The 25,116-nt window shown below is 73.1% G+C and carries 25 protein-coding genes; 16 read left to right on the top strand and 9 right to left on the bottom strand.

What is annotated here, in order from left to right:
- The first annotated feature begins 466 nt into the window (after window positions 1-466).
- The 5 genes from ACFVJX_RS16965 (at window position 467) to ACFVJX_RS16945 (ending at window position 4,598) form a co-directional block, all read left to right on the top strand.
- Entirely contained in the window at window positions 467-913 is a 447-nt protein-coding gene (locus ACFVJX_RS16965; protein WP_384123048.1) for a hypothetical protein, read from the top strand.
- Between the two features lie 7 nt (window positions 914-920).
- Window positions 921-1,478 carry a toxin gene (locus ACFVJX_RS16960; RefSeq protein ID WP_384122860.1) on the top strand — a complete coding sequence of 186 codons (558 nt, stop codon included), beginning with the start codon at window positions 921-923 and terminating at the stop codon, window positions 1,476-1,478.
- Between the two features lie 62 nt (window positions 1,479-1,540).
- Entirely contained in the window at window positions 1,541-2,800 is a 1,260-nt protein-coding gene (locus ACFVJX_RS16955) for an MAB_1171c family putative transporter (protein ID WP_384122858.1), read from the top strand.
- Complete coding sequence (locus ACFVJX_RS16950; protein WP_384122856.1) at window positions 2,797-3,396, top strand: hypothetical protein; 600 nt, start codon at window positions 2,797-2,799, stop codon at window positions 3,394-3,396. The genes ACFVJX_RS16955 and ACFVJX_RS16950 overlap by 4 nt, the downstream gene beginning before the upstream one ends.
- A gap of 113 nt (window positions 3,397-3,509) precedes the next feature.
- Window positions 3,510-4,598: an NAD-dependent epimerase/dehydratase family protein gene (locus ACFVJX_RS16945; protein ID WP_384122854.1), complete on the top strand. Its 1,089-nt coding sequence runs from the start codon at window positions 3,510-3,512 to the stop codon at window positions 4,596-4,598.
- Between the two features lie 236 nt (window positions 4,599-4,834).
- Here ACFVJX_RS16945 and ACFVJX_RS16940 read toward each other — a convergent pair whose 3' ends face one another.
- Window positions 4,835-5,941: a sensor histidine kinase gene (locus ACFVJX_RS16940; protein WP_384122852.1), complete on the bottom strand. Its 1,107-nt coding sequence runs from the start codon at window positions 5,939-5,941 to the stop codon at window positions 4,835-4,837.
- On the bottom strand, window positions 5,938-6,765 hold the full coding sequence (locus tag ACFVJX_RS16935) for a response regulator transcription factor (RefSeq protein WP_384122850.1): 828 nt from the start codon (window positions 6,763-6,765) through the stop codon (window positions 5,938-5,940). The genes ACFVJX_RS16940 and ACFVJX_RS16935 overlap by 4 nt, the downstream gene beginning before the upstream one ends.
- A 114-nt stretch (window positions 6,766-6,879) precedes the next feature.
- Here ACFVJX_RS16935 and ACFVJX_RS16930 point away from each other — a divergent pair, with 114 nt between their 5' ends.
- From ACFVJX_RS16930 to ACFVJX_RS16920, 3 genes are read left to right on the top strand one after another with little or no spacing between them, the layout of a single operon-like run.
- Window positions 6,880-7,593, top strand: coding sequence for a glycosyltransferase family 2 protein (locus ACFVJX_RS16930; protein WP_384122848.1), 714 nt, complete (start codon window positions 6,880-6,882; stop codon window positions 7,591-7,593).
- On the top strand, window positions 7,590-8,267 hold the full coding sequence (locus ACFVJX_RS16925; RefSeq protein WP_384122846.1) for a DUF2064 domain-containing protein: 678 nt from the start codon (window positions 7,590-7,592) through the stop codon (window positions 8,265-8,267). Before ACFVJX_RS16930 ends, ACFVJX_RS16925 begins: the two co-directional genes overlap by 4 nt.
- A complete protein-coding gene (locus ACFVJX_RS16920) occupies window positions 8,264-9,073 on the top strand; it encodes a class I SAM-dependent methyltransferase (RefSeq protein ID WP_384122844.1) in 810 nt (269 codons plus the stop codon). Before ACFVJX_RS16925 ends, ACFVJX_RS16920 begins: the two co-directional genes overlap by 4 nt.
- Before the next feature lie 331 nt (window positions 9,074-9,404).
- Here the strand turns inward: ACFVJX_RS16920 and ACFVJX_RS16915 are convergent, their stop codons facing one another.
- Window positions 9,405-10,706 (bottom strand): molybdopterin-dependent oxidoreductase, encoded by a 1,302-nt coding sequence (locus tag ACFVJX_RS16915; protein ID WP_384122842.1) that lies wholly within the window; start codon window positions 10,704-10,706, stop codon window positions 9,405-9,407.
- Window positions 10,707-10,856: 150 nt separating this feature from the next.
- Between ACFVJX_RS16915 and ACFVJX_RS16910 the strand changes: the two genes are divergently transcribed.
- Window positions 10,857-12,254 carry a hypothetical protein gene (locus tag ACFVJX_RS16910; protein WP_384122840.1) on the top strand — a complete coding sequence of 466 codons (1,398 nt, stop codon included), beginning with the start codon at window positions 10,857-10,859 and terminating at the stop codon, window positions 12,252-12,254.
- A 49-nt stretch (window positions 12,255-12,303) separates the two neighbouring features.
- Complete coding sequence (locus tag ACFVJX_RS16905; protein ID WP_384122838.1) at window positions 12,304-13,152, top strand: GNAT family N-acetyltransferase; 849 nt, start codon at window positions 12,304-12,306, stop codon at window positions 13,150-13,152.
- Between the two features lie 16 nt (window positions 13,153-13,168).
- On the opposite strand, the gene ACFVJX_RS16900 is transcribed toward ACFVJX_RS16905, so the two are convergent.
- Entirely contained in the window at window positions 13,169-14,887 is a 1,719-nt protein-coding gene (locus ACFVJX_RS16900; RefSeq protein WP_384122836.1) for a SpoIIE family protein phosphatase, read from the bottom strand.
- A 92-nt stretch (window positions 14,888-14,979) separates the two neighbouring features.
- Window positions 14,980-15,714, bottom strand: coding sequence for an alpha/beta hydrolase (locus tag ACFVJX_RS16895; protein WP_384122834.1), 735 nt, complete (start codon window positions 15,712-15,714; stop codon window positions 14,980-14,982).
- Between the two features lie 96 nt (window positions 15,715-15,810).
- Between ACFVJX_RS16895 and ACFVJX_RS16890 the strand changes: the two genes are divergently transcribed.
- From ACFVJX_RS16890 to ACFVJX_RS16880, 3 genes are all read left to right on the top strand, one after another.
- Window positions 15,811-16,296 (top strand): peroxiredoxin, encoded by a 486-nt coding sequence (locus ACFVJX_RS16890; RefSeq protein ID WP_384122832.1) that lies wholly within the window; start codon window positions 15,811-15,813, stop codon window positions 16,294-16,296.
- Window positions 16,297-16,402: 106 nt separating this feature from the next.
- Window positions 16,403-16,912: a hypothetical protein gene (locus ACFVJX_RS16885; RefSeq protein WP_384122830.1), complete on the top strand. Its 510-nt coding sequence runs from the start codon at window positions 16,403-16,405 to the stop codon at window positions 16,910-16,912.
- A gap of 76 nt (window positions 16,913-16,988) precedes the next feature.
- Window positions 16,989-18,446, top strand: a complete 1,458-nt coding sequence (locus ACFVJX_RS16880) for a flotillin family protein (protein ID WP_384122828.1) — start codon at window positions 16,989-16,991, stop codon at window positions 18,444-18,446.
- A gap of 93 nt (window positions 18,447-18,539) precedes the next feature.
- On the opposite strand, the gene ACFVJX_RS16875 is transcribed toward ACFVJX_RS16880, so the two are convergent.
- Entirely contained in the window at window positions 18,540-18,935 is a 396-nt protein-coding gene (locus ACFVJX_RS16875; RefSeq protein WP_384122826.1) for a nitroreductase/quinone reductase family protein, read from the bottom strand.
- Between the two features lie 186 nt (window positions 18,936-19,121).
- On the opposite strand from ACFVJX_RS16875, the gene ACFVJX_RS16870 reads away from it, so the two are divergent.
- Entirely contained in the window at window positions 19,122-19,592 is a 471-nt protein-coding gene (locus ACFVJX_RS16870) for a cation:proton antiporter regulatory subunit (RefSeq protein ID WP_384122824.1), read from the top strand.
- A gap of 2 nt (window positions 19,593-19,594) precedes the next feature.
- Entirely contained in the window at window positions 19,595-20,851 is a 1,257-nt protein-coding gene (locus ACFVJX_RS16865; protein ID WP_384122823.1) for a cation:proton antiporter, read from the top strand.
- A 24-nt stretch (window positions 20,852-20,875) separates the two neighbouring features.
- On the opposite strand, the gene ACFVJX_RS16860 is transcribed toward ACFVJX_RS16865, so the two are convergent.
- A complete protein-coding gene (locus ACFVJX_RS16860; protein ID WP_384122821.1) occupies window positions 20,876-21,427 on the bottom strand; it encodes a MarR family winged helix-turn-helix transcriptional regulator in 552 nt (183 codons plus the stop codon).
- A 132-nt stretch (window positions 21,428-21,559) separates the two neighbouring features.
- On the opposite strand from ACFVJX_RS16860, the gene ACFVJX_RS16855 reads away from it, so the two are divergent.
- On the top strand, window positions 21,560-22,135 hold the full coding sequence (locus ACFVJX_RS16855) for a nitroreductase family deazaflavin-dependent oxidoreductase (RefSeq protein WP_384122819.1): 576 nt from the start codon (window positions 21,560-21,562) through the stop codon (window positions 22,133-22,135).
- Here the strand turns inward: ACFVJX_RS16855 and ACFVJX_RS16850 are convergent.
- The gene (locus ACFVJX_RS16850) at window positions 22,096-23,595 is read right to left on the bottom strand and encodes an MFS transporter (protein ID WP_384122816.1); all 1,500 of its coding nucleotides are present in this window, start codon (window positions 23,593-23,595) and stop codon (window positions 22,096-22,098) included. The two genes, ACFVJX_RS16855 and ACFVJX_RS16850, sit on opposite strands and share 40 nt — an antisense overlap.
- Window positions 23,596-23,698: 103 nt before the next feature.
- Window positions 23,699-24,784 (bottom strand): PucR family transcriptional regulator, encoded by a 1,086-nt coding sequence (locus tag ACFVJX_RS16845; protein WP_384122814.1) that lies wholly within the window; start codon window positions 24,782-24,784, stop codon window positions 23,699-23,701.
- Window positions 24,785-25,116: the final 332 nt, after the last annotated feature.

Here is a 25,116-nt window from a genome sequence, read left to right as displayed (position 1 = left end):
CGCCTTCCCATGGGCGTACCGCCGGGCCCCGGCACCGGCTCCGCCAAGAACACTGACCCGCCGGTCAGTTGATGACTGCCTGACCTGGGGTCATAATGCAGGTGTAGCCCTTCACGCATCCCCCGTCGTGAAGGGCTACACCCATATGCGCGGGCATGCGCGCCTTGCCCCGTTACGCGCCCCCGGCTCCCGCCGCCGCCGGCATGTCTTCACGGGCAAGGGACTCCCCTCGTGGTCCCCTGCCCGTGTTTTTTCGAGTTAACAGTGACGTTGAGTATGTGCGCAACCCTGTTCCCGTACACCGGAGCAGGATGTTCCACTACGTCCCCGTTCGGCCGGCCCTCCGCGCTCCCCGCACTGGGGAGGAGGGACCGGGGTTGGTTACAGTACGAGCCCGTTGACCGAATCGGACCACCGCGCGGAGCCGGACAGACACCGGGCGGTGGACGGATACGTGGGGGAGCGGATGGACAGCGGCGAAGAGCGCGCGCCGGAGCTGCGGACGTTGCGGCAGAAGGTCGAGTACATGGTCGAGAAGACCTTCCCCGGCCGGAAGATCTCGGGCCGGGTCTTCGCGGACCTGGTCAAGGAGCGCGGCGGGTCGCTCTCGCACAGCTACTTCTCCAACATCCTGGCCGGCAAGGTCACCCAGCCCTCCGAGGACATCCTCAAGGCGCTCGGTCTCGGCTTCGGCGTGGACTGGCGCTTCTTCAAGGAGGAGTCCGAGGTCGTCGACGACGTCGTCGCCGGCCTGCAGTTCCTGGCCAAGCGCCGGACCGGTGACATCAACGGGCTGGCCGGCCGGGGAGTGGACGAGGACGGACTGCCGCCGGAGCTGCTGCAGTTCGCGCTCGCCCTGCTGGAGGACGCGAAGGACCGGCAGCGGCCCGACGACGGCGGACCACGGAGTTAGGGCCCCCATGTCCCTGCGCGAACTGCGGAAAGAGTGCGAGGCCGGACTCGCCGGGCTCCCACTGCCCGCCCCCTTCTCGATCGCCGCGCTGGTGGCGAACATGGAGGAGGCCGGCGGCCGCACCATCGTGCTGCACGAGATGCCGGACCGGCTGGCCCGCGTCAACGCCGCCTGCGGGCTCCGGCTGAAGGCCGGCGGGACCAGCTTCGTGCTCTACCGGCGGCGCCCCACCGCGTACCAGACCCAGCACGTCATCCTGCACGAGCTGTGCCACGAGTGGTTCGACCACGGCACCTCGCTGGACGCGGAGCAGCTCCAGCGGCTGCTGCCCGTCTTCGACACCTCGCTGATCTCCCGGGTCGTCGGCCCCGACGCACTCCGGTCCCCGGACGCCGTACAGGCCCGCGCGCAGTACGACACCCACGACGAACGCATGGCCGAATTCGGTGCCTCGCTCATTCCCCGGATGGCCAGGGACGTGACGAGCGATGACATGGTGGGGCGGCTCGCCAACTCGCTCTCCCGCCCGGGCACCAGCCGCCGCGGCCTGTTCCGAAGGCCCTAGGCCCTCGGTCCTGTTCCGAGAGCCCCGCCCATCCCTTCCCCCCACCACCGAGGACTTCCGCCGTGACCCCGCTCGACCTCGCCGGCTACCTGATAGCCGGCCTGATGACAGCCGTCGCCCTGTGGCGCATGCCGGCCGCCCTCCGGGGCGACGAGGAGGACAGACGCCGACGGGCCCTGTGGGGCTGCTACGCGGGTTTCGCCGCCGCGCTGTGGACCAAGACCCGCGTCGTGCGCATCGGTCTCAACGACAGCTCCGTCACCGACCTCTCGGTGCTGATCAAGCACTACACGGCGACGATCGCGATCCTCGCCATCCTCAGCTACATCGTCGCCATCTACGGCCAGTACGCCGACGCGGGCGACATCCCCCGGCACGTACGGTTCGCCCGGCTGATCCAGCAGGTGGCCACCAAGGCGTCCGTCGCCACGCTGGTGCTGCTGACCGTGCTCTTCTTCACCGTCGTGGACCGCTCCACCCCCTCGGACCGCTTCGTCGCGGACCACGCGGGGCAGTGGGGCGCGACGCTCTACATGAGCGTGTTCTACCTCTACCTCGGCACCGCGTCAGCCGTCTGCGCCTACCAGTGGGCGCTGGCCACCGCGAGCGCCCGGCTGCGACGGCTGCGCATCGGCCTCGGCATGATGACCTTCGCGATGTTCATCGGGGTCGCCTACACCGTCAGCCGCACCCTGTTCCTGTGGGTGAGCGTGATCGACCGGCCGAGCGAAGCCTTCGCGCTGGACTTCGACGAGATCACCGAGGCCGCGCAGGTGGTGCTGTTCGCCTTCTTCGCGGTCGGCGCCTCCATCCCCGCCCTGAGCAACGTCCGCCGCCGGGCGAAGCTCTGGCGGGCCCAGGTCCGGCTGCACGCGCTCTGGTACGAGCTGATGGCGGCCTTCCCCGACCAGCCCTTCGACCCCCCGGCCTCCCTGGTCCGCGAACTGACCCGGTTCGGCACACCGGCCGACCTGCGGATCGACCGCTGGGCGGCGGACATCGCCGACGCGGTGGAGAAGCTGCGCCACTACGCCCCCGACACCCTGCTCGAGTCCGCCAGGACCGCCGCCGCCGCCGGCGCGACCGGTCCGGAGCGGACGGGACCGCTCGCCGAGGCGTACTGGATCAAGGCCGCCCTGGCGGCCCACGGCGACGGCGCGGTCCCCGGGGAGGCGGCGGCAGTCGGCGACCGGCACGCGACCGACCAGGACGGCGAGGTCGCCTGGCTGGTCCGGGTCGCCGCCGCGTACCGGACCGTCACGACGGACCGGGCCCGCCAGGTCCTGGAGTCATCAGCAGCAGCCAAGGAGCAGTCAGCATGAGCGCCACCGACACCGCGGAGACCTCCCGCACCACCTCGACCGCCCGTACGGTGACCGATGTCTTCCAGCCACGTAACGTCCTGCTGGCCGGCATGCTCGCGATCGGTTTCGCGGCGGCGGGCGAGTGGACCGGGCTGCTCTGGGGACTGCTCGGCGCGCTCTGTGCCGGGATCGTCCCCGCGGGGTACATCGAGTGGGAGCGCGGGCGCGGCACCTGGGGCGACCGCCATGTCGTCGACCGCACCAAGCGGGCCCCGATCTTCCTGGTCATCCTCGGCTCCATCGGGGCCGGTTCGGCGGTCATGGTGCTGGGCGGCGCCCCCTCGGGCATCCTCACCGCGATGCTCGGGCTCTGGGTGATGACCGTCGTCCTGCTGGCCGTCAACACGGTCTGGAAGATCTCGGTGGACGCCTCGGTCGCATCGGCCGTCGTCGCCCTGCTCGCCGTGGTGCACTCGCCGTGGTGGCTGTTCGGCTACCTGATGGCGCTCGCCGTGAGCTGGTCGCGGGTCGCGCTCGGCTACCACACCGTCGGCCAGGTGACCGCCGGGACCGCGCTGGGCGCGGCCACGGCGTGCGCGTTCCTCATCGGCTGAGGACCGGCCGCCCCTTTCCCGCACCGCCCGCCGAACGGGTCGGTTCTTACGGTCCCGTGACGTGCCGAGCGGGCAACCGTGCACGCCGGTCCCGGCGCCCTAGCGTGGCCGTCATGCGCGTACTGGTCACCGGCGGAGCCGGGTTCATCGGGTCGGAGATCGTCCGGGCCCTCACATCGGCCGGGCACGAGGCGGTGGTGCTCGACGCCCTGCTCCCCTCGGCCCACGGCGGTGGGTCGGCGCGCGGCGGGGGGACGGACCGCCCGGCCGGCAGCCGGCTGATCGTGGCGGACGTGCGCGACCGCGAGGCGGTGGACGGTGCGCTGCGCGGTGTCGACGCCGTGTGCCACCAGGCGGCGATGGTCGGCCTGGGCAAGGACTTCGCGGACGCCCCGCTCTACGTCGGCTGCAACGACCTCGGGACCGCCGTGCTGCTCGCCGCCGCGGCCGACGCCGGGGTGCGGAGCCTGGTGCTCGCCGGTTCGATGGTGGTCTACGGGGAGGGCCGCTACGACTGCGGGAGCCACGGCCCGGTCCGGCCGGGCCCGCGGGCGGAGGCCGACCTGGCGGCGGGCCGCTTCGAACCGCTCTGCCCGTCCTGCGGTACGGAACTGGCACCGGGGCTCGTCGGCGAGGACGCGCCCGTGGACCCGCGCAACGTGTACGCGACGACCAAGCTCGCCCAGGAACACCTCGCCGCTTCGTGGGCACGCGCCACGGGCGGGCGGGCGCTGTCGCTGCGCTACCACAACGTGTACGGGCCGGGGATGCCGCGCGACACCCCGTACGCCGGGGTCGCCTCCTTCTTCCGCTCGTCCCTGGCCCGGGCCGAGTCGCCGCAGGTCTTCGAGGACGGTGCCCAGCGGCGCGACTTCGTCCACGTGCGGGACGTGGCCGCCGCCAACACGGTGGCCCTGGAGGCCGTCGCCGGGCGCCGGCCGGGAAGCTTCGCCGCGTACAACACCGGGAGCGGGGAGCCGCACACCATCGGCGAGATGGCCTCGGCCCTGGCGTCGGCGCACGGCGGCCCGGACCCGGCCGTCACCGGCGAGTACCGGCTCGGGGACGTACGCCATGTCACGGCGGACTCCCGGCGGTTGCGCGAGGAGCTGGGCTGGAAGCCCGTGGTGGGCTTCGACGAGGGGATGGCGGAGTTCGCGACGGCCCCACTGCGCGAGATGTCCACGAGCCCGGCGCTCTGACGCCCGCATCACCGGCCCGCCCCACCGGCCGAGCCCGGCACTCAGCCGTCCGCGCCGCAGCCGACCACGGCGGCCCTCAGACGCCCGCACCACCGGCCGGCCCCGCACCGCGCCACCGGCCGAGCCCGGCGCTCAGACGTCCGCGCCGCAGCCGACCACGGCGGCCCTCAGACGCCCGCACCACCGGTCGGCCCCGCACCGACGCCCACTCCCCTGGCCGGCCCCCGCCCCGGCGTTCACACCACCGGCAGTGTGACCTCGAAGCAGCAGCCGCCGCTGACGTTGCGGACCTCGGCCCGGCCGGCGTGCGCCTCCACGATCCCGCGCACGATCGCGAGGCCGAGGCCCGCCCCGGCCGGCGGCGTCCGGGCGTGGCTGCCGCGCCATCCGGTGTCGAAGACCCTGGCCAGGTCCTCCTCCGGGATGCCGCCGCAGCCGTCGGTCACCGACAGGACCACACCGCCGCCCGTGCGGTGCGCGGCCACCGCCACGGTCCCGTCGGTGGGGGTGCGGCGGATCGCGTTGATCAGCAGGTTGCCCAGCACCCGGCTCATCTCCTTGCCGTCGACCTCCACCGGTACCGGCTCGATCCGGTCCCCGACCAGCCGTACGCCGTGCTCGCGGGCCAGCGGATCGGCGCCGGCGAGCGCGTCGCCCACCAGGTCGTACACCGAGATCCGGGTGGGGCTCAGAGTGAGCGATCCGGCGTGGATGCGGGAGAGTTCGAAGAGGTCGCCGACCATGTCGTTCATCCGCTCCACCTCGGTCCGTATCTGCCGCAGATAGCGCCGCGAGTCGACGGCCATGCCGTCCTCCAGCGCCTCCGACATGGCCCGCAGCCCGGCGAGCGGGGTGCGCAGATCGTGCGAGATCCAGGCGACGAGCTCACGCCGCGAGGTCTCCAGGGCGCGTTCGCGTTCCCGGGAGGTGTCGAGCTTGGCGCTGGTGGCGGCCAGTTCGCGGGTGAGGGCGGCGAGCTCGGCGGTGGCCGGGGCCGCGGGCGCGGCGAAGGTGCCGCCGTCGCCGAAGGACCGGGCGGCGAGCGTCAGATCGCGGCTGCGCGCCGCCACCCAGCGGCCGAGCAGCATCGCGGTGACGAGCGATACGACGGCGGCCATGGCGACGACGGTCGTGACCACCGACAGGTCGTGCGGCGACAGGAACATCGCCCAGGCGACGGCCAGCGTCCCGGCGAGCATCGCGGTCACGGCGACCGCGGCGACCACGGTCAGCGACACGACGAGCGAGCGGTGCCGGAAGAGGCGCAGCACGAGCGCGCCGAGGAGTCCGGCCGTCGCCGCACCCAGGAACGCGAAGAGCGCGATGAGGAGTATGTCGGTCACGACGGCGCTCCCTGGGTGGTGGGGGCATCCTCCGGCGGGCCGGGCGGCAGGTCCAGCCGGTAGCCCACCCCCCAGACGGTGCGGATCAGCTCCGGGCGGGCCGGGTCCTGTTCGGCCTTTCCGCGCAGCCTGCGCACATGGACCGTGACCGTCGACAGATCGCCGAAGTCCCAGCCCCACACCTCGCTCATCAGTTCCTCCCGGGTGAAGACCCGGCCCGGGTGGCGCAGGAGGAAGGCGAGCAGGTCGAACTCGCGCAGGGTGAGGGCCAGCACCCGGCCGTCCCGGGTCGCGCTCCGGGCCACCGGGTCGAGGACGAGGCCCGCGCCCTCGAGCAGCGCCGGGCGCCCGCCGGGTGCGGCCGGCGCATGGGCGCGGCGCAGCACGGAGTCGACGCGCAGGACCAGTTCGCGGGGGCTGAACGGCTTGGTGACGTAGTCGTCGGCGCCCGTCTCCAGGCCGAGGATCCGGTCGTCCTCGTCACCGCGCGCGGTCAGCATGATGACGGGCACCCGGCCGTGCGCCCGCATCCGGCGGCAGACCTCGAAGCCGTCCATGCCGGGCAGCATCAGGTCCAGGACCACCAGGTCGGGTCTGCGGCGGGCGAAGCACTCCAGCGCGGCCGGGCCGTCCGCCGCGCGGTCCACGTCGTAGCCGGCGCCGGTCAGGTATCCGGTGACGACCTCGGAGACGGTCGGGTCGTCGTCCACGACGAGAACGTGGCCCGGGGCGGGCTCGGACGCGGGGGCGGGGACGGGGGCGGGAACCTCGCCCCCGGGCCCTCGGCCCTCGGTCGCCGGACGGTCGGGAATCGCGGGGTGCATGGCCCCACCATGGCACCCGCTCCCCGGGCCGGCGGAGGCCGGACGCCGCCACTCGGTCGACGTCCACGTTTCGTAAGAATCTGTGACCCGAATTGTCGGTTTCCTCTCCGTAGGGTGAGCCGCGTGACCGATCCCTCCGATAACCCCGACCTCCGCGCCGACATCGTGCTGCCCTGCCTGGACGAGGCGGCGGCCCTGCCCGGTGTGCTCGGCTCGATCCCGCGCGGCTGGCGTGCGATCGTCGTCGACAACGGCTCAAGTGACGGCTCGGCCGAGCTGGCCCGTTCGCTCGGCGCGACGGTGGTGCACGAGCCGCGGCGCGGCTTCGGCTCCGCCTGCCACGCCGGGCTGCTCGCCGCCGAGGCGGAGTTCGTCTGCTTCTGCGACTGCGACGGTTCGCTGGACCCGGGGCTGCTCCCCGGTTTCGTCCGCCGGATCGCGGCAGGTGAGAGCGATCTGCTGCTCGGGCGCCGGCGCCCCGACCGGATCGGCGCGTGGCCCCTGCACGCCCGTGCGGGCAATCTGGCGCTGTCCCGGCTGCTGCGCAGACGGACCGGGCTCCGGCTGCACGACCTCGGGCCGATGCGGGCGGGCCGCCGGACGGACCTGCTGGCGCTCGGTCTCACCGACCGGCGCAGCGGCTACCCGTTGCAGATGGTGGTGCGGGCGGCCGACGCCGGTCTGCGGGTCGCCGAGACGGATGTCCCGTACCTCTCGCGCACCGGGAAGTCCAAGGTCACCGGCACCTGGCGGGGCACCTGGCACGCGGTGCGCGACATGCGGGCCGTGCTCGGTGAACCGCCGGTGGCGGCGGGGGTGTCCCGGTGAACCCGGCCGCGTGTACCGGCGCCGCGACGGCGGCCGCCGGCTCGACGAACCTGCTGGTCATCGCGAAGGAGCCGCTGCCCGGCCGGGTCAAGACCCGGCTGACGCCGCCCTTCACCCCCGAGGAGGCCGCCCGGATCGCCGAGGCCTCGCTCACCGACACCCTGCACACCGTCCTCGCGCTGCCCGCCGCCCGGCGGGTGCTCGTCCTCGACGGGTCGCCCGGCCCCTGGCTGCCACCGGGCATCGAGGTGGTGCGGCAGGGCGCGGGCGGTCTCGACGAACGGCTCGCCGCCGCGTTCGGCGCCTGCTCGGGACCGACGCTCCTGATCGGTATGGACACCCCGCAGATCACCGCCGCCGATCTGGCGCCCGCGCTCCGTCCCGGTTCCTGGGAAGGCTGCGACGCCTGGTTCGGCCCGGCCGAGGACGGTGGCTTCTGGGCGCTGGGCCTGGCCGAGCCCGATCCGGAGCTGCTGCGCGGGGTGCCGATGTCCGTGCCGGAGACCGGTGCGGTGCAGCGCCGGCGGCTGGTCGACGCCGGTCTCGCGGTAGGCGATCTGCGGGCCCTGCGGGACGTGGACACGGTGGCCGACGCCGTGGACGTCGCCGCCCTCGCACCGCGCGGCAGGTTCGCCGCCGTGCTCTCCGCACTGACCCCGGCGGCGGCCCGATGAGCCGCACGGTCCCCCGGCGCGACGCGGTCCGCCCGCCGCACCCGGACACCGCCTCGTGGAGCACCGACCCGTACGCCAACGCACTGCGCAACGGCCACGGGCCGCTCTTCCTCCGCCGTACGGACGGCTGGCTGCTGCCGCTGGACGTGGAGCGCTGGTGTGCGCGCGCGGACGCCGCCGACCAGTCGGCGCTGCACCGCTGCGAGGGCCCCGTCCTGGACATCGGGTGCGGGCCGGGGCGGCTGGTCGCGGCGCTGGCGGCGCGCGGCCACCGGGCGCTCGGCATCGACGTGAGCGAGGCGGCGGTCGCCCGCACCCAGCGGCTCGGCGGCTCCGCGCTGCACCGTTCGGTCTTCGACCCCCTGCCGGGCGAGGGCCGTTGGGGGACCGTCCTGCTCGTCGACGGCAATATCGGCATCGGCGGTGATCCGGGCCGGCTCCTGCACCGCACGGCGGCCGTGCTCGCCGCCGGCGGCCTGCTCATCGCCGAGACAGCCCCGCAGGACATCGACGAGCGGGTCCGGGTCCGGCTGGACGACGGGCGTGCTCCCGGCCCGGGGCCGGCGGACGACGCGCCGTTCCCCTGGGCCAGGCTCGGCACACCGGCGTTGCTGCGGCACGCCCTGCCGCTCGGCTGGCACCCCGTCGATCAGTGGGACGCGGACGGCCGCTTCTTCGTCTCCCTGCGGCGCGGCCGGAGCGTCCTGACGACCAGCCAGAGCGCCGAGAGCGCGAACAGCGCGGCCGTGATCAGCAGCCAGTTCCCCAGGAACACATCCACGGAGAGCCCGCTCGCCGACTCGTAGCGCGTCGAGCGACGGGTGATCAGCGGGAACCACATCAGCAGGAGCAGACCGGAGAGGAAGGCCGGCACCCGGACGTGGTTGACGAGCGCGGGGCGGCGTCCGGCCGGCGAGCGGCGCAGCAGCAGGTCCGCCGACGTGTACACCGGCACCAGCACCAGGTCGTGCACGAAGGCCGCGCCGACGAACCAGAGGACGATTCCGGCCGTGTCACCGGAAAGCAGCCGCACCCCCGCATAGCAGGCCAGTGCGAAGGACGCGGCCATCAGGAGGAGGTGCAGCGGGCCCTCCCCGTACCGGCGCCGCACGAGGGCACGGGGGTTCAGCGGCCTGTTCACAGCTCTCCGAAGGTAAGCCGGGCCACCCATTTGGTGTTGAGCACACCGGGAGCGGCCGGGACGATGATCCGTGCCGGGTATCCGTGGTCGGGCGTCAGGTCCTCGCCGTTGACCTGCAACGCGAGCAGCGAGCGGGGGTCGCGGACCTGGTTGTCGCGGAGCGCCGCCCGCCGGAACGGCCCGCTGCGCTGGACGGATTCCACCAGCACCCCGGGCGGGCGGCGCGGGTATCCGGCGAGCGCCGCGAGATCCATCAGCCGTACGCCCCGCCACCACTGGTCGGAGGTGGACCAGCCCTCCACGCAGGCGATCGGGAGCGCCGCGCTGTACTGGTCCATGGCCAGCAGCTGGTCCCGGGTGAACCGCAGGTCCCCGGCGGGGCCGCTGACGGTGAGCCACCAGCCCTCCCCCGTCTCGGCCGCGGTGACGCCGACGGCGGCGGCCGTCTTGTTGATCTGGAAGCCGCCCGGGCCCGAACCCGGTTCGGCGCCGCCGTGCGGGGTGAGCGCCGCGATGCGCCGCAGCGGCCCGTCGAAGCTCCGCCCGGCCGAGGTGATCAGCAGGACGAGCGAACCGGCGCCCACCATCGCCAGTGCCCCGCGTCGGGAGAGCGTCGGCGGGGCCGGATCGGGGGAGGCGAGCGCGTCGCCCGGCACGTCGCCGCTGAGCGCGCCCGAGCGCAGCACCCGTACGGCCTGCGGCGCCCGCAGCCCGGCATGGGCGAGGAACGCGGCGAAGAACACCCACGCCCCGTAGAAGTGCAGCGGGTAGAAGGAGCCGGGGAACAGGTAGTCCAGCTGGATGTTGAGCAGTCCGGTGATGAACTCGAACAGCGCCCCGCCCACCAGGAGCAGCAGCGAAAGCCGCTCCAGCGCGTGCCCCACCGACCGGGCCGGCGGCAGTGCGAACAGCTTCGGCACCACCGACCAGAGCTTGGCCAGCAGGACGGGGACGAGCACGATGCCGAGCGTGACGTGGAGCCCCTGCGTCAGCCGGTACAGCCAGTGCGGTCCGGTCGGCCAGGCGAAGAGGTAGAAGCCCAGCAGCCCCTTGTCCGGGGTCTTGTCGTTGACCGGGTTCAGATCCGGGTTGTAGGCGGCGTACGACAGCAGGCCCGTCACGAACAGCACGGTGAGCCCGCCGAGCAGGACGAGTCCCAGCACGGCGGTGAACCGGACCCCGCGCACCGGGCTGCGCCAGAAGCCGGGTGCGGAGGGGGTCCGTTCGAGGAGTGCCCGGGCCCGGCCGAAGGGGGCGCCGGGCCTGCTGAATCGGCTGTGCCGACGTCTGTCGCCCATGGGACCGACGCTAAGCCCGGGGTGCCGGGTCGGAGCGCGTACGACTCCTGACGAAACGCTGACGTCATTCCCCTGCGGCGAATCTGACGGTTCGGTGACGCGCCCCGCCGGAGCGCGTCCGCACCGCCCGCGGGTGCATACCGTGCCTGGGTGAAGACCGAGGACCGCACGGAGCAGCGCACCGAACCGGACACCGGCCACCGCCGCACCGGCCACCGCCCCGACCTGGCCGCCGCGGGAGCGGCGGTGCTGCTGGTCGCCGTCGCCGCGCTCGTCGGCAGGTCCGTCGACGACTACGCCCGCGTCCTGTACGTCCACTGGCCGCCGCTGCTGGCGTCCTGGTACCCGCACGTCGGCCCCGGCACGGCGGCCGCGCCGGCCGTTGCCGTGGCCGTCGTCGTGTACGGCCCGCTCCTCGCCCGTAGGCTGCGCTGGCGCGTGCTGCTGCTGAGCTGCTGGGCCGCCTCGCTCGGCTGGGTGTTCTCGCTGGCCCTGATCGACGGCTGGGGCCGGGGCATCGCCGAGCGGCTCACCACGAAACACGAGTACCTGAGGGTCATCGGCCGCTTCGACGACATCGGCGCCGCCCTGCGCGGCTTCAACGACCACATCCTGATCGGTCCGCCGGGCAACTGGCCCGCCCATGTGGCCGGGCACCCGCCGGGCGCCACCCTCACCTTCGTCCTGCTGGACCGTGCCGGGCTCGGCGGCGGGGCCTGGGCCGGCGTCTGGTGCATCGTGACCGGCAGCACCGCCGCGGTGGCCGCCCTGGTCGCCGTCCGCGCCCTGACCAACGAGCGCACCGCCCGCCGCGCCGCGCCCTTCCTCGTCCTCGCACCGGTCGCGGTCTGGGCCGGCACCTCGGCGGACGGCTACTTCGCCTCCGTCGCCGCCTGGTCCGTGGCCCTCCTCGCCCTGGCCGCGACCGGGAAGGTCCGCAGCCCCGTGGCCGCCGCGCTCGGCTCGGGGCTGCTGTACGGGCTGACCTGCTACCTCAGTTACGGTCTGGCCCTCGTCGCGCTGCTGCTCCTGACCGTCCTCCTGCTCGCCCGGACCCTCCGGCCGCTCCCGTACCTCGTGGCGGGCGCCCTGGTCGCCCCGGTCGTCTTCACACTGGCGGGCTTCGACTGGTGGGAGGCGTACCACCTGCTGGTCGAGCGCTACTACCAGGCGGCGGGCGGAATCCGTCCGTACTGGTACTGGGTCTGGGCCAACCTCGCCTGCACCGCTATCGCCGTCGGGCCGGCGACGGTCGCGGGTCTGCGCCGGACGGCGGTGGCCGCGCCCGGGGCGGCACGCGCCCTGCGGACCGGGACGGCGGACGCCGGCCGGCGGCTCGTCCCGCTGGTGCTCGCCGCCCTCGTCGCGCTGCTGGCCGCCGATCTGTCCGGGATGAGCAAGGCGGAGACGGAACGGATCTGGCAGCCCTTCATGCTCTGGCTGCTGCCCGCCGCCGCGCTGCTGCCCGCCCGTGGCCGTCGCGGCTGGCTGGCCGCCCAGGCCGTCGTCGCCCTGCTCGTCAACCACCTGCTCTGGACCGGGTGGTGACGGGGCGAAGTGCCCTTGAGGCGGGCCCGCTCCGGGTAATGGTTGTTCCGTGCCGACATTCGAGATCACCACAGCAAGCGCGGACGACATCAGGATGATGGCGGACTGGGCCCATGCCGAGGGCTGGAACCCTGGACTGACCGATGGCCAGGCCTTCTTCGCCGCCGACCCGTGCGGCTTCCTGATCGGCAGGCTCGACGGGGCGCCCGTCTCCTGCGTCTCCGTGATCCGATACGGCTCCGGCTTCGGGTTCCTCGGCTTCTACCTCACCCGCCCGGAGCTGCGCGGCCAGGGCTACGGGAGCCGTGTCTGGGCCACCGGAACGGCCCGGCTGGAGGGGCGCAACACCGGACTCGACGGGGTGGTGGCACAGCAGGCCAACTACCGCAGGTCCGGCTTCCGCCCGGCCTGGACGAACATGCGGTACGAGGGCCTGGTGCCGGTGGACATCGCACCGCCGCCCGGGGTGACCCTGGTCGACGCCCGCACCCTGCCCTTCGGCCGGGTCACCGCCTACGACCGCCGGTTCTTCCCCGCCGAGCGCGACGGCTTCCTGGCGGCCTGGACCACCACGCCGGGCCGCACCGCGCTGGTCGCGCTGTGCGGGGGCGAGGTGCGGGGGCTCGCCGTGCTGCGCGCCTGTCGTACGTCCTCGCGCATCGGCCCGCTGTACGCGGCCACGCCGGAGACGGCCGCGGCGCTGGTGAGCGCGCTCGCGGCGACCGACCCGTCCGCCCCGGTCGCCGTGGACGTGCCCGACGTCAATCCGGACGCGGTGCGGGTCGCCGAACAGCTCGGGCTCAGCCCGTCGTTCGAGACGGCCCGCATGTACACCGGGCCGGTGCCGGACGTCGATCACCGCGGGCTGTTCGGCATCACCAGCCTCGAACTGGGGTGACGGCCGCGACGGCCGGTCACTCCGTCTCGCACCCGCCTTCGGGGGCCTGCCGGGAGCGGGAGGCCATGACCGCGATGTCGTCCTCGGCGCCCGGCCCGAACCGGTCGAGCACCCCGTCCAGCAGGTCCTCCAGACTGCCGCTCACCGGCAGCCTCAGCTCCCGGAGCCGCCCGACGGACTCGTCGATGTCCTCGCCCCGCCGCTCCACCAGACCGTCGGTGTACATGAACAGCACCGTCCCCGGGGAGCACCGCACCCGCGTGGTGCGGTAGCCGCCGAAGCCGGTGCCGAGCGGCGGCCCCGAAGGTACGTCGCCGATCCAGGCGCCCCCCGCTCCGGGGTCGATGAAGACCGGCGGCAGATGGCCGGCGCTCGACACCTGGCACGTTCCGCCGCTCCGGTCGACCACGGCGAGCAGACAGGTCGCCGCCCGGTCCAGACCGGACCGCTCCACCATCCGGTCGAGCTGTTCCAGGATGCGGTGCGGCGGCAGTTTCTCGTCGGCGAGCAGCCGCAGCAGCGACCGGTAGTGGCTCATCGCGACGGCGGCCTCCACGCCGTGCCCCATGACGTCGCCCATCGCCTTGAGATGGCGTCCGTCGGGCAGCGGGATGATGTCGAACCAGTCGCCGCCGACCAGCACGCTGCTGTCCGCCGGAAGGTAGCGGGTGGCGACCTCGATGTGCGGGTGCGGCGGGCGCGGTTCGGAGAGCAGGGAACGCTGGAGCTCCAGGGCGATGGTGTGCTCATGGGTGAAGCGGCGCGCGTGGTCGAGGTCGACCGCGGCACGTCCGGCGAGCTCCCGGGCCACCACCACGTCCTCGTCCGTGAAGGCCGGCGAGTCCCCGGCCCTGACCAGGCCGAGCACACCGATCGGACCGCCGCGCACCGAGACGGGCACGATGACGGCCGAGTGCATGTTCAGGGCCCGGTAGGCGGCGACCCGCTCGGGGGTGGGCGCGGAACGGCCGAGCTGCTCGTCGCCGGTGAGGTTCTCGACGACCGGCAGATTGGTGGCCAGACAGCGCGGTACCGCCCCGTCCTCCTGGTGGTCGACGTAGTCGCCGGCCACCCCGAACCGGGTGAGCCCCTCACGCAGCTCCGGCACCGCCGCCATCGCCGCCCGCCGCAGCCGGGTCACCCCGGGCGGCGCCGGGCGCACCGGCGGGGCGACGTCGCGCGGGAAGACCTCGACCGTGGCGACGTCGGCGAGGCCCGGGACGACGAGGTCGGCGAGCTCCGTGCAGGTGGTGTCCATGTCGAGCGTGGTGCCGACGCGGGTGTTCGCGGTGTCCAGGAGGCTCAGGTGGCGCCGGGCCTGGGCCAGCCGGCGCTGGTCCTCGTCGGAGGCCATGACCTCCATCAGGACGCCGGCGACGCCCACCACCCGGCCGGCCACCTCCACCCGGTGGTACGCGCCGTGCCAGTAGCGCAACAGCTCGCCGGACGCGGCGGGCGTCTGGCCGCTCGACGCGATCTCGCGCGGCCGGCCGTCGGCGAGCACCGCCAGCATCAGGTCCTCGCGGGCGTCGATCTCCGGGAGCACCTCGGCGGCCGTGCGGCCCAGGTGCTCGGCTGCCGGGATGCCGTTGATCCGTTCGAGGGCAGGGTTGACGTAGAGGTAGCGCAACTCGGTGTCGAAGATGCCCACCGCTGCCGTGGTCCCGCCGACCACGGCAGCGAGCGCGGCCGTGTCGAACGGCGGCGGACTGTCGGCGTGCTCATCGGCCTGCAAGGCAACCTCCTGGGCGGGGCGCGGGCCGCCCGACTCACCCCACCCTTCATCGTCGGCTGCCCGCACCGGCCCCGCATCCCAGAGGCCGCCGGTCAGCTGTGGCTGCCCCCGGTGGCCGCCCCGCTCGCCGTCGCGCCGGGGAGCAGGAGATCCAGATCCACCGTCCCGTCATCGGCCGGGGCCCCGGGCGGCAGCCGCAGGGCGTCGGCGACGGGCCCGGGGAGCGGGGCCCGGCCCAGCAGCCCGGTGACCAGTGCGGTGCTCAGCCGGTGCCAGGCGGGGGCGCGGCGGAGCATCGCGTGATCGCTGCCTTGCACGGTGACCAGGCAGCTGCGGGCCCCGGCGGCGCGGGCCCGTGCGGTGAGCGTGCGGGAGGCCGCCGGGCTGGTGACACGGTCGGTGGTGCTGTGGACCAGGACGACGTCCCGGTCCGCGAGCTGCCCGACCGGATCGCCGTCCGGGCACCACGGGGCGAGGCCGACCACGGCCCGTACCAGCGGATGCCCGGCGGCCTGCAGTGCGGCGCGGCCGCCCATCGAGTGGCCCAGCAGCACCACCGGGATCTCCCCCATCCCTTCCCGCAGCGCGTCCAGAGCGCGCACGGTGTCGTGGAGCGGGTCCGCCCGGCTCCCGTTCCAGCCGCGGTGCCCGTACCGGACGGCACGCACCAGGACGTCCCCGGGCAGGGCCCGCCCCAGCGCGTGCGCGAACGGCCGCATCCGTACCCCGGGCAGGTTGAGAGGTCCGGGCGGCGGTGCGCCGGTCCCGGTCTCCCGCCCCCCGTGCAGCAGGAGTACGGCCGCCTCGGGCGGTCGTCGTCGTGTCATGCGTACCTCCGGTGCGAATGGGCGAAGCACTGACGAGCATGCTGTACGCAGCACGGGCGGCAGGTCGCCGCAGCGCCGGAAAGCAAAGGACACTCCATGGGATCGTCACCACAACTCGGCAGCACCGTCCAGGACTTCACCCTCGCGGGAGGCGCACTCGACGGTGACTCGTTCGAACGCCGCGACTACACGCTCTCCGCCGCCCGCGGCCGGGCCGTCGTACTCGCCTTCTACCCCGGCGACAACACGGCCGTGTGCACCAAGCAGCTCTGCTCGTACTCCTCGGGCATGGAGACCTTCGACGGGCTCGACGCGGAGGTCTGGGGGATCAGTCCCCAGGACGTGGACAGTCACGAGTCCTTCGCCCGCACCCACGGCCTGCGCATGCCGCTGCTGGCCGACACCGGCCGGGAGATCGCCCGCGCGTTCGGGGTCGCCGCGCCCGGTATCGGGGTGCGCAGGGCGGTGTTCCTGATCGACGCCGAGGGGGTGCTGCGCTGGAAGCACGTGGCGCTGCTCGGTGCCACGTTCCAGTCCCTGGACACCCTGGCGGGCCACCTCTCCGGCATCCAGAACGCATAGAACACTGCCGGAACCCGGCAGTGTCACCGAGCGGGTGCGTATGGGACCATCCAGCCAGTTCGACGGAAATGTTCGGGGGATTCCGCAGATCGGGAGGGGTGATCACGTGACCTTGTTTCTCGGTCTCGGTATTGCGGGGGTCGTGCTGCTCGCACTGTCCCTGGTCTTCGACGGAATACTCGAAGGCCTCTTCGGGGGCGTGCTGGACGGTCTGTTCGACGGGCTGCTCTCCCTTCCGGTGATCGCCGGCTTCGTCTCGATGCTCGGTTTCGGCGGTGCCATCGTGCTCGGCACGACCGGTGCCGGTACGGTCGCGGCCGTCGGTGCCGGGGTGCTGGCCGGGCTGGTCGCGGCCGGGCTGACCTGGAAGTTCAGCCAGGCCCTGATGCGGGACCAGACCAGCAGCACGCCGCGGGACGAGGATCTCATCGGCTCTGCCGGGTCCGTGGTCACGGCCATCCCGGCCGACGGATACGGCGAGGTCCTGCTGCGGCTGGGCGGTCATGTGGTGAAGTTGTCGGCCAAGAGCCCGGTGCCGGTCGAACGCGGCACCGAGATCTGGGTCGAGGCCACGCTCTCGACCACCTCGGTCTCGGTCCGCCCCGTCGAACGCTGAGCCGGTACGCCGGCCGGCCCATCACCGATCGCAACAGAACTGCCGTCCCCGTCGGGAGGCAGAGGGGGACACCCTTATGAGTCCAGTCCTGATCGCAGTCATCGGAGTCGTCGTACTCGCCGTACTCCTCGCCCTCGTGGTGATCACCCGTTACAAGGTCGCCGGGCCCAGCGAGGCGTTCATCATCACCGGCCGCCGCGGCAAGAAGTCCACCGACCCGGTGACCGGGCAGACGAGCATCGACAACAGCGGCCAGAAGGTCGTCGTCGGCGGCGGGGTCTTCGTCGTGCCGTTCGTCCAGCAGAAGTTCACCCTGGACCTCTCCAGCAGGCACATCCCGGTCGCCGTGCGCGGTGCCGTCACCCTGCGCGGGGTCAAGTCGCACCTCGAAGGTGTCGCGATCGTCAAGGTCGGCGGCAGCGAGGACGCCATCCGGGCGGCCGCCCAGCGTTTCCTGCAGCAGCAGAACGGCATCGTCGGCTTCACGCAGGAAGTGCTCTCCGGCGCGCTGCGCGCCATCGTGGGGCGGATGTCGGTCGAGGACATCATCCGCGACCGGGCCGCGTTCGCCGGTCAGGTGGCGGAGGAGGCCGAGGCCAGCCTGTCCGGCCAGGGCCTGATCCTGGACGCCTTCCAGATCCAGGACATCACCACCGAGGGCTCCTACCTGGAGGACCTCGGCCGTCCCGAGGCCGCCCGCGCCAAGCAGGAGGCGGACATCGCCGAGGCGATCGCCCGCCGTGCGTCGGAGCAGGCCCGGCTGAAGGCCGCCGAGGAGATCGCCATCGCCGAGCGGACCTTCTACCTCAAGCAGGCCGAGATCAAGGCCGAGACGGAAGCCGCCGCCGCCAAGGCGAACGCCGCGGGCCCGCTCGCCGAGGCAGCCCGCCAGCAGGAGGTCCTCCAGGAGCAGGAGAAGGTCGCCGAGCGCCAGGCCGCGCTGACCGACCGCGAGCTCGACACGAAGGTCCGTAAGCCCGCCGACGCCGCCCGTTACCAGGCCGAGCAGGAGGCGGAGGCCCGCCGTATCGCCCAGGTCAAGGAGGCCGAGGCGGACGCCGAGCGTTCCAGGCTGACCGGTCAGGGTGAGAAGCTGCACCGCTCCGCGCTCGCCGACGCCGTACGGATCGAGGGTGAGGCCGAGGGCGCCGCCATCGCCGCGCGCGGTTCCGCCGAGGCCGAGGCCATGCAGAAGAAGGCGGACGCCTTCGCCCAGTACGGCGACGCGGCCGTCCTCCAGATGCTCGTCGAGGTGCTTCCGCAGGTCGTCGCCAAGGCGGCCGAGCCGATGAGCGCCATCGACAAGATGACGGTGATCTCGACGGACGGCGCGAGCCAGCTTTCGCGCACCGTCGCGGACAACGTCGCCCAGGGCATGGAGCTCCTCAGCTCCACCACGGGCGTCGACCTCGCCGCCCTGCTGAAGAACCTCAAGGGCGCGGGTGTGAAGACCGGTCCGTCCGATCTGCCCGCGCAGGGCACCGAGGCCGCACCGGCCGCCGCCCCGAACGGCAGGATCGAGGTCACGGACTGATCGTCCGGCGCCGTTGCAAGATCCCCACGTGCCCGGCCGGTTCCGCACCGTCCGGGCACGTGTGTGTCCGGGCACGTGCGGGCCCGGCCCCGCTCAGTCGGTGAGATCCACCCGCACCGACAGCAGGTCCGTGCCCACCGCCCGTACCACCGCGCTGTTGTAGCCGGGCAGGGTGCCGAGCCGGGCGCGGGCGTCGTCGTCCGGCAGCGGGTGGGCGGTGCCCCGGTGCCAGCGGCCCTTGATCCGGACCCGGACCCGGGCGTCGGCCCGGATGTTGCGGACGTACTGGGAACGCTCGCCGAACTCCGAGACGAGCCAGAACTCCTGGCCGCTGCGGCGGCCGCCGACCGGGGTGCGGCGCGGGAGACCGGAGGTGCGGCCCGTCGTCTCCAGCAGGATCTGGGCCGGCATCCGCCGGGACAGCGGGTTGACGACGTGCCGCTGGAGCGAGGTGACCGCCCTGAACCTGAACTCCCGAAAGCGCGGCATACATGACCCCTTTCGACCGTTACCGGTATGCGGGCGGCCATCGACGGCTGTCGCCGTGAGCTTAGGGCGTGTGCCATCCCTCAGTCCGTTCCCGAGGGGGCGGCGGAAAGTCCGGATAAGGTAATGCGGGTCTAAAGAGATCACCAAGAGCATCGAAGTGCATACCGCGCCCCTCGGGAGGAAGTCATGGGAACCCACCGCACCACGCTGCCCGGAGTCGGAGTGCAGTACGACTACACCACCGAGTCGGGCCAGCACATCTCCGTCGTCGTGCACCACGACGGACGCCGGTTCATCGGCTTCTACGACCAGGACGATCCCGATTCGTGCCGGCTCTCCGTACCCCTGACCCCACAGGAGGCCACCGGGCTCGCCCACCTCATCGACGCCGCGCCGATCGACGCCGTGCGCACCGAGGGGATCGACCTGGTCACCGAGCACATACCGCTCGGATCCCGCTCCCCGTACGGCGGCCGGCTGCTCGGGGACACCCGGGCGCGGACCCGGACCGGAGCATCCATCGTGGCGGTGCTGCGCACGCACAGCGCGCATCCGTCACCGGGGCCGGACTTCCGGCTGGCCATCGGGGACACACTCGTCGCCGTCGGTACGCGAGAGGGCGTCGACACGCTCTCCGAGATCATTGCGGAGGGCTGACCGTGCACGACACGACCGCACTGCTGGTGGAGTTCGGCTCCGTCATTCTGGGGCTCGGCATCATCGGCCGGTTCGCCGGCCGAATAGGCCTCTCCTCGATCCCCCTCTATCTGCTGGCCGGACTCGCCTTCGGCGACGGCGGGCTGCTGCCGCTCGGCGCCAGTGAGGAGTTCACCGCCGTCGGCGCCGAGATCGGCGTCATCCTGCTGCTGCTCCTGCTGGGGCTCGAGTACAGCGCGTCCGAACTCGTCACCAGCCTCAAGACCCAGTACCCGTCCGGCGCCGTGGACTTCGTGCTCAACGCGACGCCGGGGGCCGTCGCGGCGCTGCTGCTCGGCTGGGGTCCGGTCGGGGCCGTCGCGCTGGCCGGTGTCACCTGGATCTCGTCGTCCGGGGTGATCGCCAAGGTCCTCGCCGACCTGGGCCGGCTCGGTAACCGGGAAACACCCGTCATCCTCGGGGTGCTCGTCATCGAGGACCTGTCGATGGCCGTCTATCTGCCGCTGCTCACCGCGATGCTCGCGGGCGTGGGCTTCGCCGGAGGCAGCATCGCGCTGCTCGTCGCGCTCGGCACCGTCGGCTTCGTGCTCTACCTCGCGCTGCGGCACGGCCGGCTGATCAGCCGGGCCGTGTCCTCCGACAATCCCGAGCTGCTGCTGCTCGTCGTCCTCGGGCTGACCGTGCTGGTCGCCGGGGTCGCCCAGCAGCTCCAGGTCTCGGCGGCCGTCGGCGCGTTCCTCGTCGGCATCGCGCTCTCCGGCGAGGTGGCGGAGGGGGCGCGCAAGCTGCTGACCCCGCTGCGGGACCTCTTCGCCGCCGTCTTCTTCGTGTTCTTCGGGCTCTCCACCAATCCCGCGGAGATCCCGCCGGTGCTGCTCCCGGCCGCGCTGCTGGCCGTCGTCACGGTCTTCACCAAGATCGCCACCGGCTGGTACGCCGCCCGGCGGGCCGGCATCGGATCGCGCGGACGCTGGCGGGCGGGCGGCACGCTCGTGGCCCGCGGCGAGTTCTCCATCGTCATCGCCGGTCTGGCCGTGGCGACCGAACCCCGCATCGGTCCGATCGCGACCGCCTACGTCCTGATCCTGGTCATCGTCGGCCCGCTCACCGCGCGCTGGACCCAGCCGGCCGTCGAGAAGATCCAGGAGTGGCGCGGCAAGCCGGGCGGGCCGTCCGCCGGAGGCGGCAGGCTTCCCACCGCCGAGGTGCCCGCGTCGAAGGTCCCCACCGCGCAGGAAGAGCTCGGTTCCGTCGGCTGACCCCGGCCCGGCCCCCGCGGCCCCTCAGACGTCGTGGGGGGCGGGCAGTTCGGGCGTCCAGCCCAGCGGGTACGCGTCCGAGCCGCCCCCCGGCACGTCCGGCTCACCGCCCGCGGCGGTGAAGGCCGTCAGCGCCTCGATGAGGGCGGACCGCTGCTCCGGGGCGAGGCGTTCGACGATCGCGGCGACCTCCCGGCGGCGGCCGGCCGTGACGTCCTCGACCAGTTGGAGCCCCTCCGGGGTCACCCGCAGTGCCGTCTCCCGCCGGTTGGCCGGATTGACCTGCCGTTCGGCCAGACCGGCGACGATCAGCCGGTCCAGCATGCGCATCGCGGTCGACGGGTTGACGCCCAGCCGCTCGGCGAGCGAGACGAGCTTGGCGTCCCCGTGTGTGGCCAGCACCACGAGCAGCCGGAACTGCGGCAACGTCACCCGGTCCTCGACGGCCGCCAGCGAACGCGCGGACACGGCCACCAGAAGTCTCGACGCCGTCAGCACCGCCCGCGTCACCGCGTCGACGTCGTCCCTGCCCGGGGCGGACGGTCGTTCCTCAGATGCCTGTTCGTGCGCGGCCATGCCCCTTTGTACCGTGCCGGACGCCGGTACTCGAATCCGGGCGGGCCCGGAACCACGACGGTGTCGGGCCCGGCGGCCGATCGGCGGCGCGCGGTGGTGGCGCGCACCTTTGGATTGTGCAAAATTTGCACAGTGACGCATCAATCCGCGGCTTCGCCCGAACCCCTGCGCCCGCCCTCACCGGCCGGCTGGCGGCGTACCGTCGTCCGGCTGCCCGTCCATATGTTCCGGGCCGGGCTCGGACCGCTGTTCCGGGGACGCCTGCTGCTCCTCGTGCACACCGGACGTACCTCGGGGCAGCCCCGCCGGACCGCCGTCGAGGTCGTCGAGTCCGCGACGGTGGACGGCCGGCGGAGCTGGACGGTGGCGCCCGGACGCGGGCCCGCCGCCGACTGGTACCGCAATCTGAAACGTACGCCCCAGGCCACCGTTCAGGTGGGCCGCCGGTTCCACGCGGTGACGGCGGCCGACCTGCCGGCCGAGGAGGGCGGCGAACTGATGGCGCGGTACGCCCCCCGCCGTCCTAGGGGCGCGCGACGGCTCTTCGCGTACCTGGGGTTCACGGTCGCAGGCGGCGCGGAGGGCTACCGCTCCGCGGGCGGGTCCATCCCCTTCGTCCGGCTGACGGAAGGCGCCCCGGACACCGGGGCCGAGCTCAGGCGCGGTGGTCAGGCCCGTACGGGTTCGACTTCCTCATCCACCGGGTGAGGGTGCGGCGCGCCCCGGCGGTAGAGGATCACCGTGACCAGCAGCCCGACGGCGAAGAACCCCGCGGACCACCAGTACGCCGTGGAGTAGCTCTCCAGCTGGGCCTGGGCGACGGCGGACGGAGTCGGCCGGCGGCCGGCCAGGTAGCTGGTGGCCGCGCTGGTGGCGAGGGTGTTCAGCAGCGCCGTGCCGATGGAACCACCGACCTGCTGGCTGGTGTTGACCATCGCGGACGCCACCCCGGCGTCCCGGGGACCGACCCCGGCGGTGGCCAGGTTCATCGCCGTGGCGAAGACCATGCCGAGCCCGAGCCCCAGGCAGATCAGCGGGGGCAGCACATGGGCGAAGTAGGTGCTGTCCATGTCCAGCGTGGTCAGCCACATCATGGCGGCGGCCGCGATGCCCATGCCGAGGGGCACGATCGGTTTGGCACCGAACCTCGGCACCAGCACGTTGGTCGTCGTCACCGACGTCACGATCATGAGGGCGACCATCGGCAGGAAGGCGAGACCGGTGGAGACAGGTGAGTAGAACAGGCTCTTCTGCAGGTAGTACGTGAGGAACAGGAAGACGCCGAACATGCCGCCGCCGGAGATGAACATCGCGAGGAACGACGCCGCGCGGTCCCGGTCCAGCACCACCCGCAACGGCAGCAGCGGATGCGCGGCCCTGGTCTGCCACCCGGCGAACGCCGCCAGGAGCACCGCCCCCGCCACCAGGAACCCCCAGGTCTCGGGCGAACTCCACGGATGTGTCTCGGCCTTGGAGAATCCGTACACGATGCAGAAGAGACCGGACGAGACCAGCAAGGTCCCCGGGATGTCGAGCTTCGGACGGTCGGCCGGCCGGCCCGCGGTGAGCAACCGCCAGCCGCCGGTGAACGCGACGAACGCGAACAGCAGGTTCACGTACAGGCACCAGCGCCAGTCGAGGTACTCGGTGAGCACTCCGCCGAGCAGCAGACCCACGGCGCCGCCCGCCCCCGCGATGGCCCCGTAGATACCGAAGGCCTTCGCCCGCTCCTTCGGGACGGTGAACGTCGTGGTGAGCAGGGAGAGCGCGGCCGGTGCCAGCAGGGCGCCGAACAGGCCCTGGAGGGCGCGGGCCAGGACCAGTACCTCGAAGCTCGGGGCCGCGCCCCCGATCGCCGAGGCCACCGCGAAGCCGACCAGCCCGATCAGGAACACCACCCGGCGGCCCACCAGGTCGGCGATGCGGCCGCCCAGCAGCAGCAGTGAGCCGAAGGCGAGGGCGTACGCCGTCACGATCCACTGCCGGTTTCCGTCGCTGAAGTGGAGGTCCTGCTGGGCGGAGGGCAGTGCGATGTTCACGATGGTCGCGTCGAGCACCACCATCAGCTGGGCGAGCCCGATCACCCCCAGCACCCACCACCGGTGGGACGGACCGCGCCCCTGCCCGTCCTCGGCCGATTCCCGTGGCTGACGCGAATGTCGGGCCATGGTGCGGTTCTCCCTCGCTGCGCACACCGCCGAAATCCCCCGAGTGATCACGCTAGGCGGAGGTCGGCCTCCCCGCATTCGGGGAGCGCGAGCGGCCCGCGGCTCACACCTCCTTCGCGGGCCAGTCCAGCAGCCGGGCACCGATCACCGCGGTCTGCAAGGTGTAGCGGTGCATCGGGTCGGAGGGATCGGACCCGGTCAGCTGGTGGATCCGCTCCAGCCGGTAGGTGAGGGCACGCACGCTCAGCGTCAGCCGCCGGGCCGTCTCGGCCGCGACACAACCCGACTCGAAGTACACCGAGAGCGTCTTGAGTAGCGGCTCCGCACCACCCCTGGCCTCCTGGAGCGGGCCCAGCTCGCTGCGCACCAGATCGGCCATCGCCTGCCGGTCCCGGGTCAGCACGGGGTAGACCAGCAGATCGGCGGAGTACAGCACCGGATCGTCCAGATCCATCCGGTCGGCCAGATCCAGCGCGTCGAGCGCCTCGTCGTACGACTGGACCACACCACCGGGGCCCCGGTGCGCACGGCCCACGGCGACCCGGCCGCCGTCCGTCGCCGCGTGCGCCTGCTTGGCGAAGTACCGCAGGACATCGGGCTGACTGCCCGGCGCGATGCAGATCAGCCGTCCGTCCTTCGTCGTGATCAGGATCTTGCGGCCGCTGAACCGGGCCAGCAGCGCCGACTCCACCTGACGCGGCACGGCGTCCGTCTCGGTGTACGCCTCGGGCCCCGACGCCACCGCCACCGCGTGGGCGCGGGAAAGCCGCAGCCCGAACCGGGTGGCGCGCTCGGCCAGCCGGCCCAGATCGCTGCGCCCGTACAGCAGGTCGTCGATGAACTCCCGGCGCGCCGCCTCCTCCCGCCGCACGGTGAGGCGCTGCGCCCGCTCGAAACCCTCGGCGAACGCGTCGACCGCCTGCTCCACCGCGGACAGCACGGACTCGGTGGCCGCGGCCGTGGCCGCGGTCGTGGCGCCGGGGGCCGGCGCCGGCCAGGCGCTGCGCGTCTCGGCGAGATGCATCCGGACCAGGGCGCGCAACTGGTGCCCGGCCTCGGCGGCCTGCCTGCCCAGGCCGCGGCGGATCTCCAACTCCTCCCGGGTGAGCCGACGGCCGGTGACGGCGGCCTCGCCCAGAATCTGGGCGTAGCCCTCCAGATAGCTGTCGGGGATCTCCGGCTCCGGCACGCGTACGCCTCCACTTCCGATTCGTTGCTGACATTTACCCAACGCATACGGCCCGGTGCCGGTGCCCGGCATCGAGCACCGAGAAAGATTGCCGTACTCCGGCAATGCGATGGACCGGAGCCGAATGACACGATCCTGTCAGCACCAACCGGGGGACCACGGGGGAAACACGGGGGTGCAACGGGGGACGGGGGAAGGCCCGGTCGCTGGGGTGGGCCGGACGGGGGCCCCCCCGCGCCGCGGGGCCCCCCCCCCCGCGCGCCCCCCCCCGCCCGGGGGTGGGCGGGGCGCCCCCGGGGGGGGCAGATGGGGGAGGTGCATTAAGCGGCGGT

Origin of the sequence: Streptomyces sp. NPDC127177, assembly GCF_042672475.1 — a bacterium.
GTDB lineage: Bacteria > Actinomycetota > Actinomycetes > Streptomycetales > Streptomycetaceae > Streptomyces.
The sequence above is the reverse complement of the archived record's forward strand: the minus strand, read 5'-3'. Positions and strand labels throughout refer to the sequence as shown.

What these genes read in the sequence shown, in the direction of transcription:
- ACFVJX_RS16875 (WP_384122826.1), bottom strand. Translation starts at nt 18,935, where the DNA reads ATGCCGCGCTTTCGGGAGTTCAGGTTCAGGGCGGTCACCTCGCTCCAG.
- ACFVJX_RS16880 (WP_384122828.1), top strand. Translation starts at nt 16,989, where the DNA reads ATGAGTCCAGTCCTGATCGCAGTCATCGGAGTCGTCGTACTCGCCGTA.
- ACFVJX_RS16950 (WP_384122856.1), top strand. Translation starts at nt 2,797, where the DNA reads ATGAGCGCCACCGACACCGCGGAGACCTCCCGCACCACCTCGACCGCC.
- ACFVJX_RS16920 (WP_384122844.1), top strand. Translation starts at nt 8,264, where the DNA reads ATGAGCCGCACGGTCCCCCGGCGCGACGCGGTCCGCCCGCCGCACCCG.
- ACFVJX_RS16960 (WP_384122860.1), top strand. Translation starts at nt 921, where the DNA reads ATGTCCCTGCGCGAACTGCGGAAAGAGTGCGAGGCCGGACTCGCCGGG.
- ACFVJX_RS16895 (WP_384122834.1), bottom strand. Translation starts at nt 15,714, where the DNA reads ATGACACGACGACGACCGCCCGAGGCGGCCGTACTCCTGCTGCACGGG.
- ACFVJX_RS16945 (WP_384122854.1), top strand. Translation starts at nt 3,510, where the DNA reads ATGCGCGTACTGGTCACCGGCGGAGCCGGGTTCATCGGGTCGGAGATC.
- ACFVJX_RS16860 (WP_384122821.1), bottom strand. Translation starts at nt 21,427, where the DNA reads ATGGCCGCGCACGAACAGGCATCTGAGGAACGACCGTCCGCCCCGGGC.
- ACFVJX_RS16890 (WP_384122832.1), top strand. Translation starts at nt 15,811, where the DNA reads ATGGGATCGTCACCACAACTCGGCAGCACCGTCCAGGACTTCACCCTC.
- ACFVJX_RS16870 (WP_384122824.1), top strand. Translation starts at nt 19,122, where the DNA reads ATGGGAACCCACCGCACCACGCTGCCCGGAGTCGGAGTGCAGTACGAC.
- ACFVJX_RS16915 (WP_384122842.1), bottom strand. Translation starts at nt 10,706, where the DNA reads ATGGGCGACAGACGTCGGCACAGCCGATTCAGCAGGCCCGGCGCCCCC.
- ACFVJX_RS16935 (WP_384122850.1), bottom strand. Translation starts at nt 6,765, where the DNA reads ATGCACCCCGCGATTCCCGACCGTCCGGCGACCGAGGGCCGAGGGCCC.
- ACFVJX_RS16965 (WP_384123048.1), top strand. Translation starts at nt 467, where the DNA reads ATGGACAGCGGCGAAGAGCGCGCGCCGGAGCTGCGGACGTTGCGGCAG.
- ACFVJX_RS16850 (WP_384122816.1), bottom strand. Translation starts at nt 23,595, where the DNA reads ATGGCCCGACATTCGCGTCAGCCACGGGAATCGGCCGAGGACGGGCAG.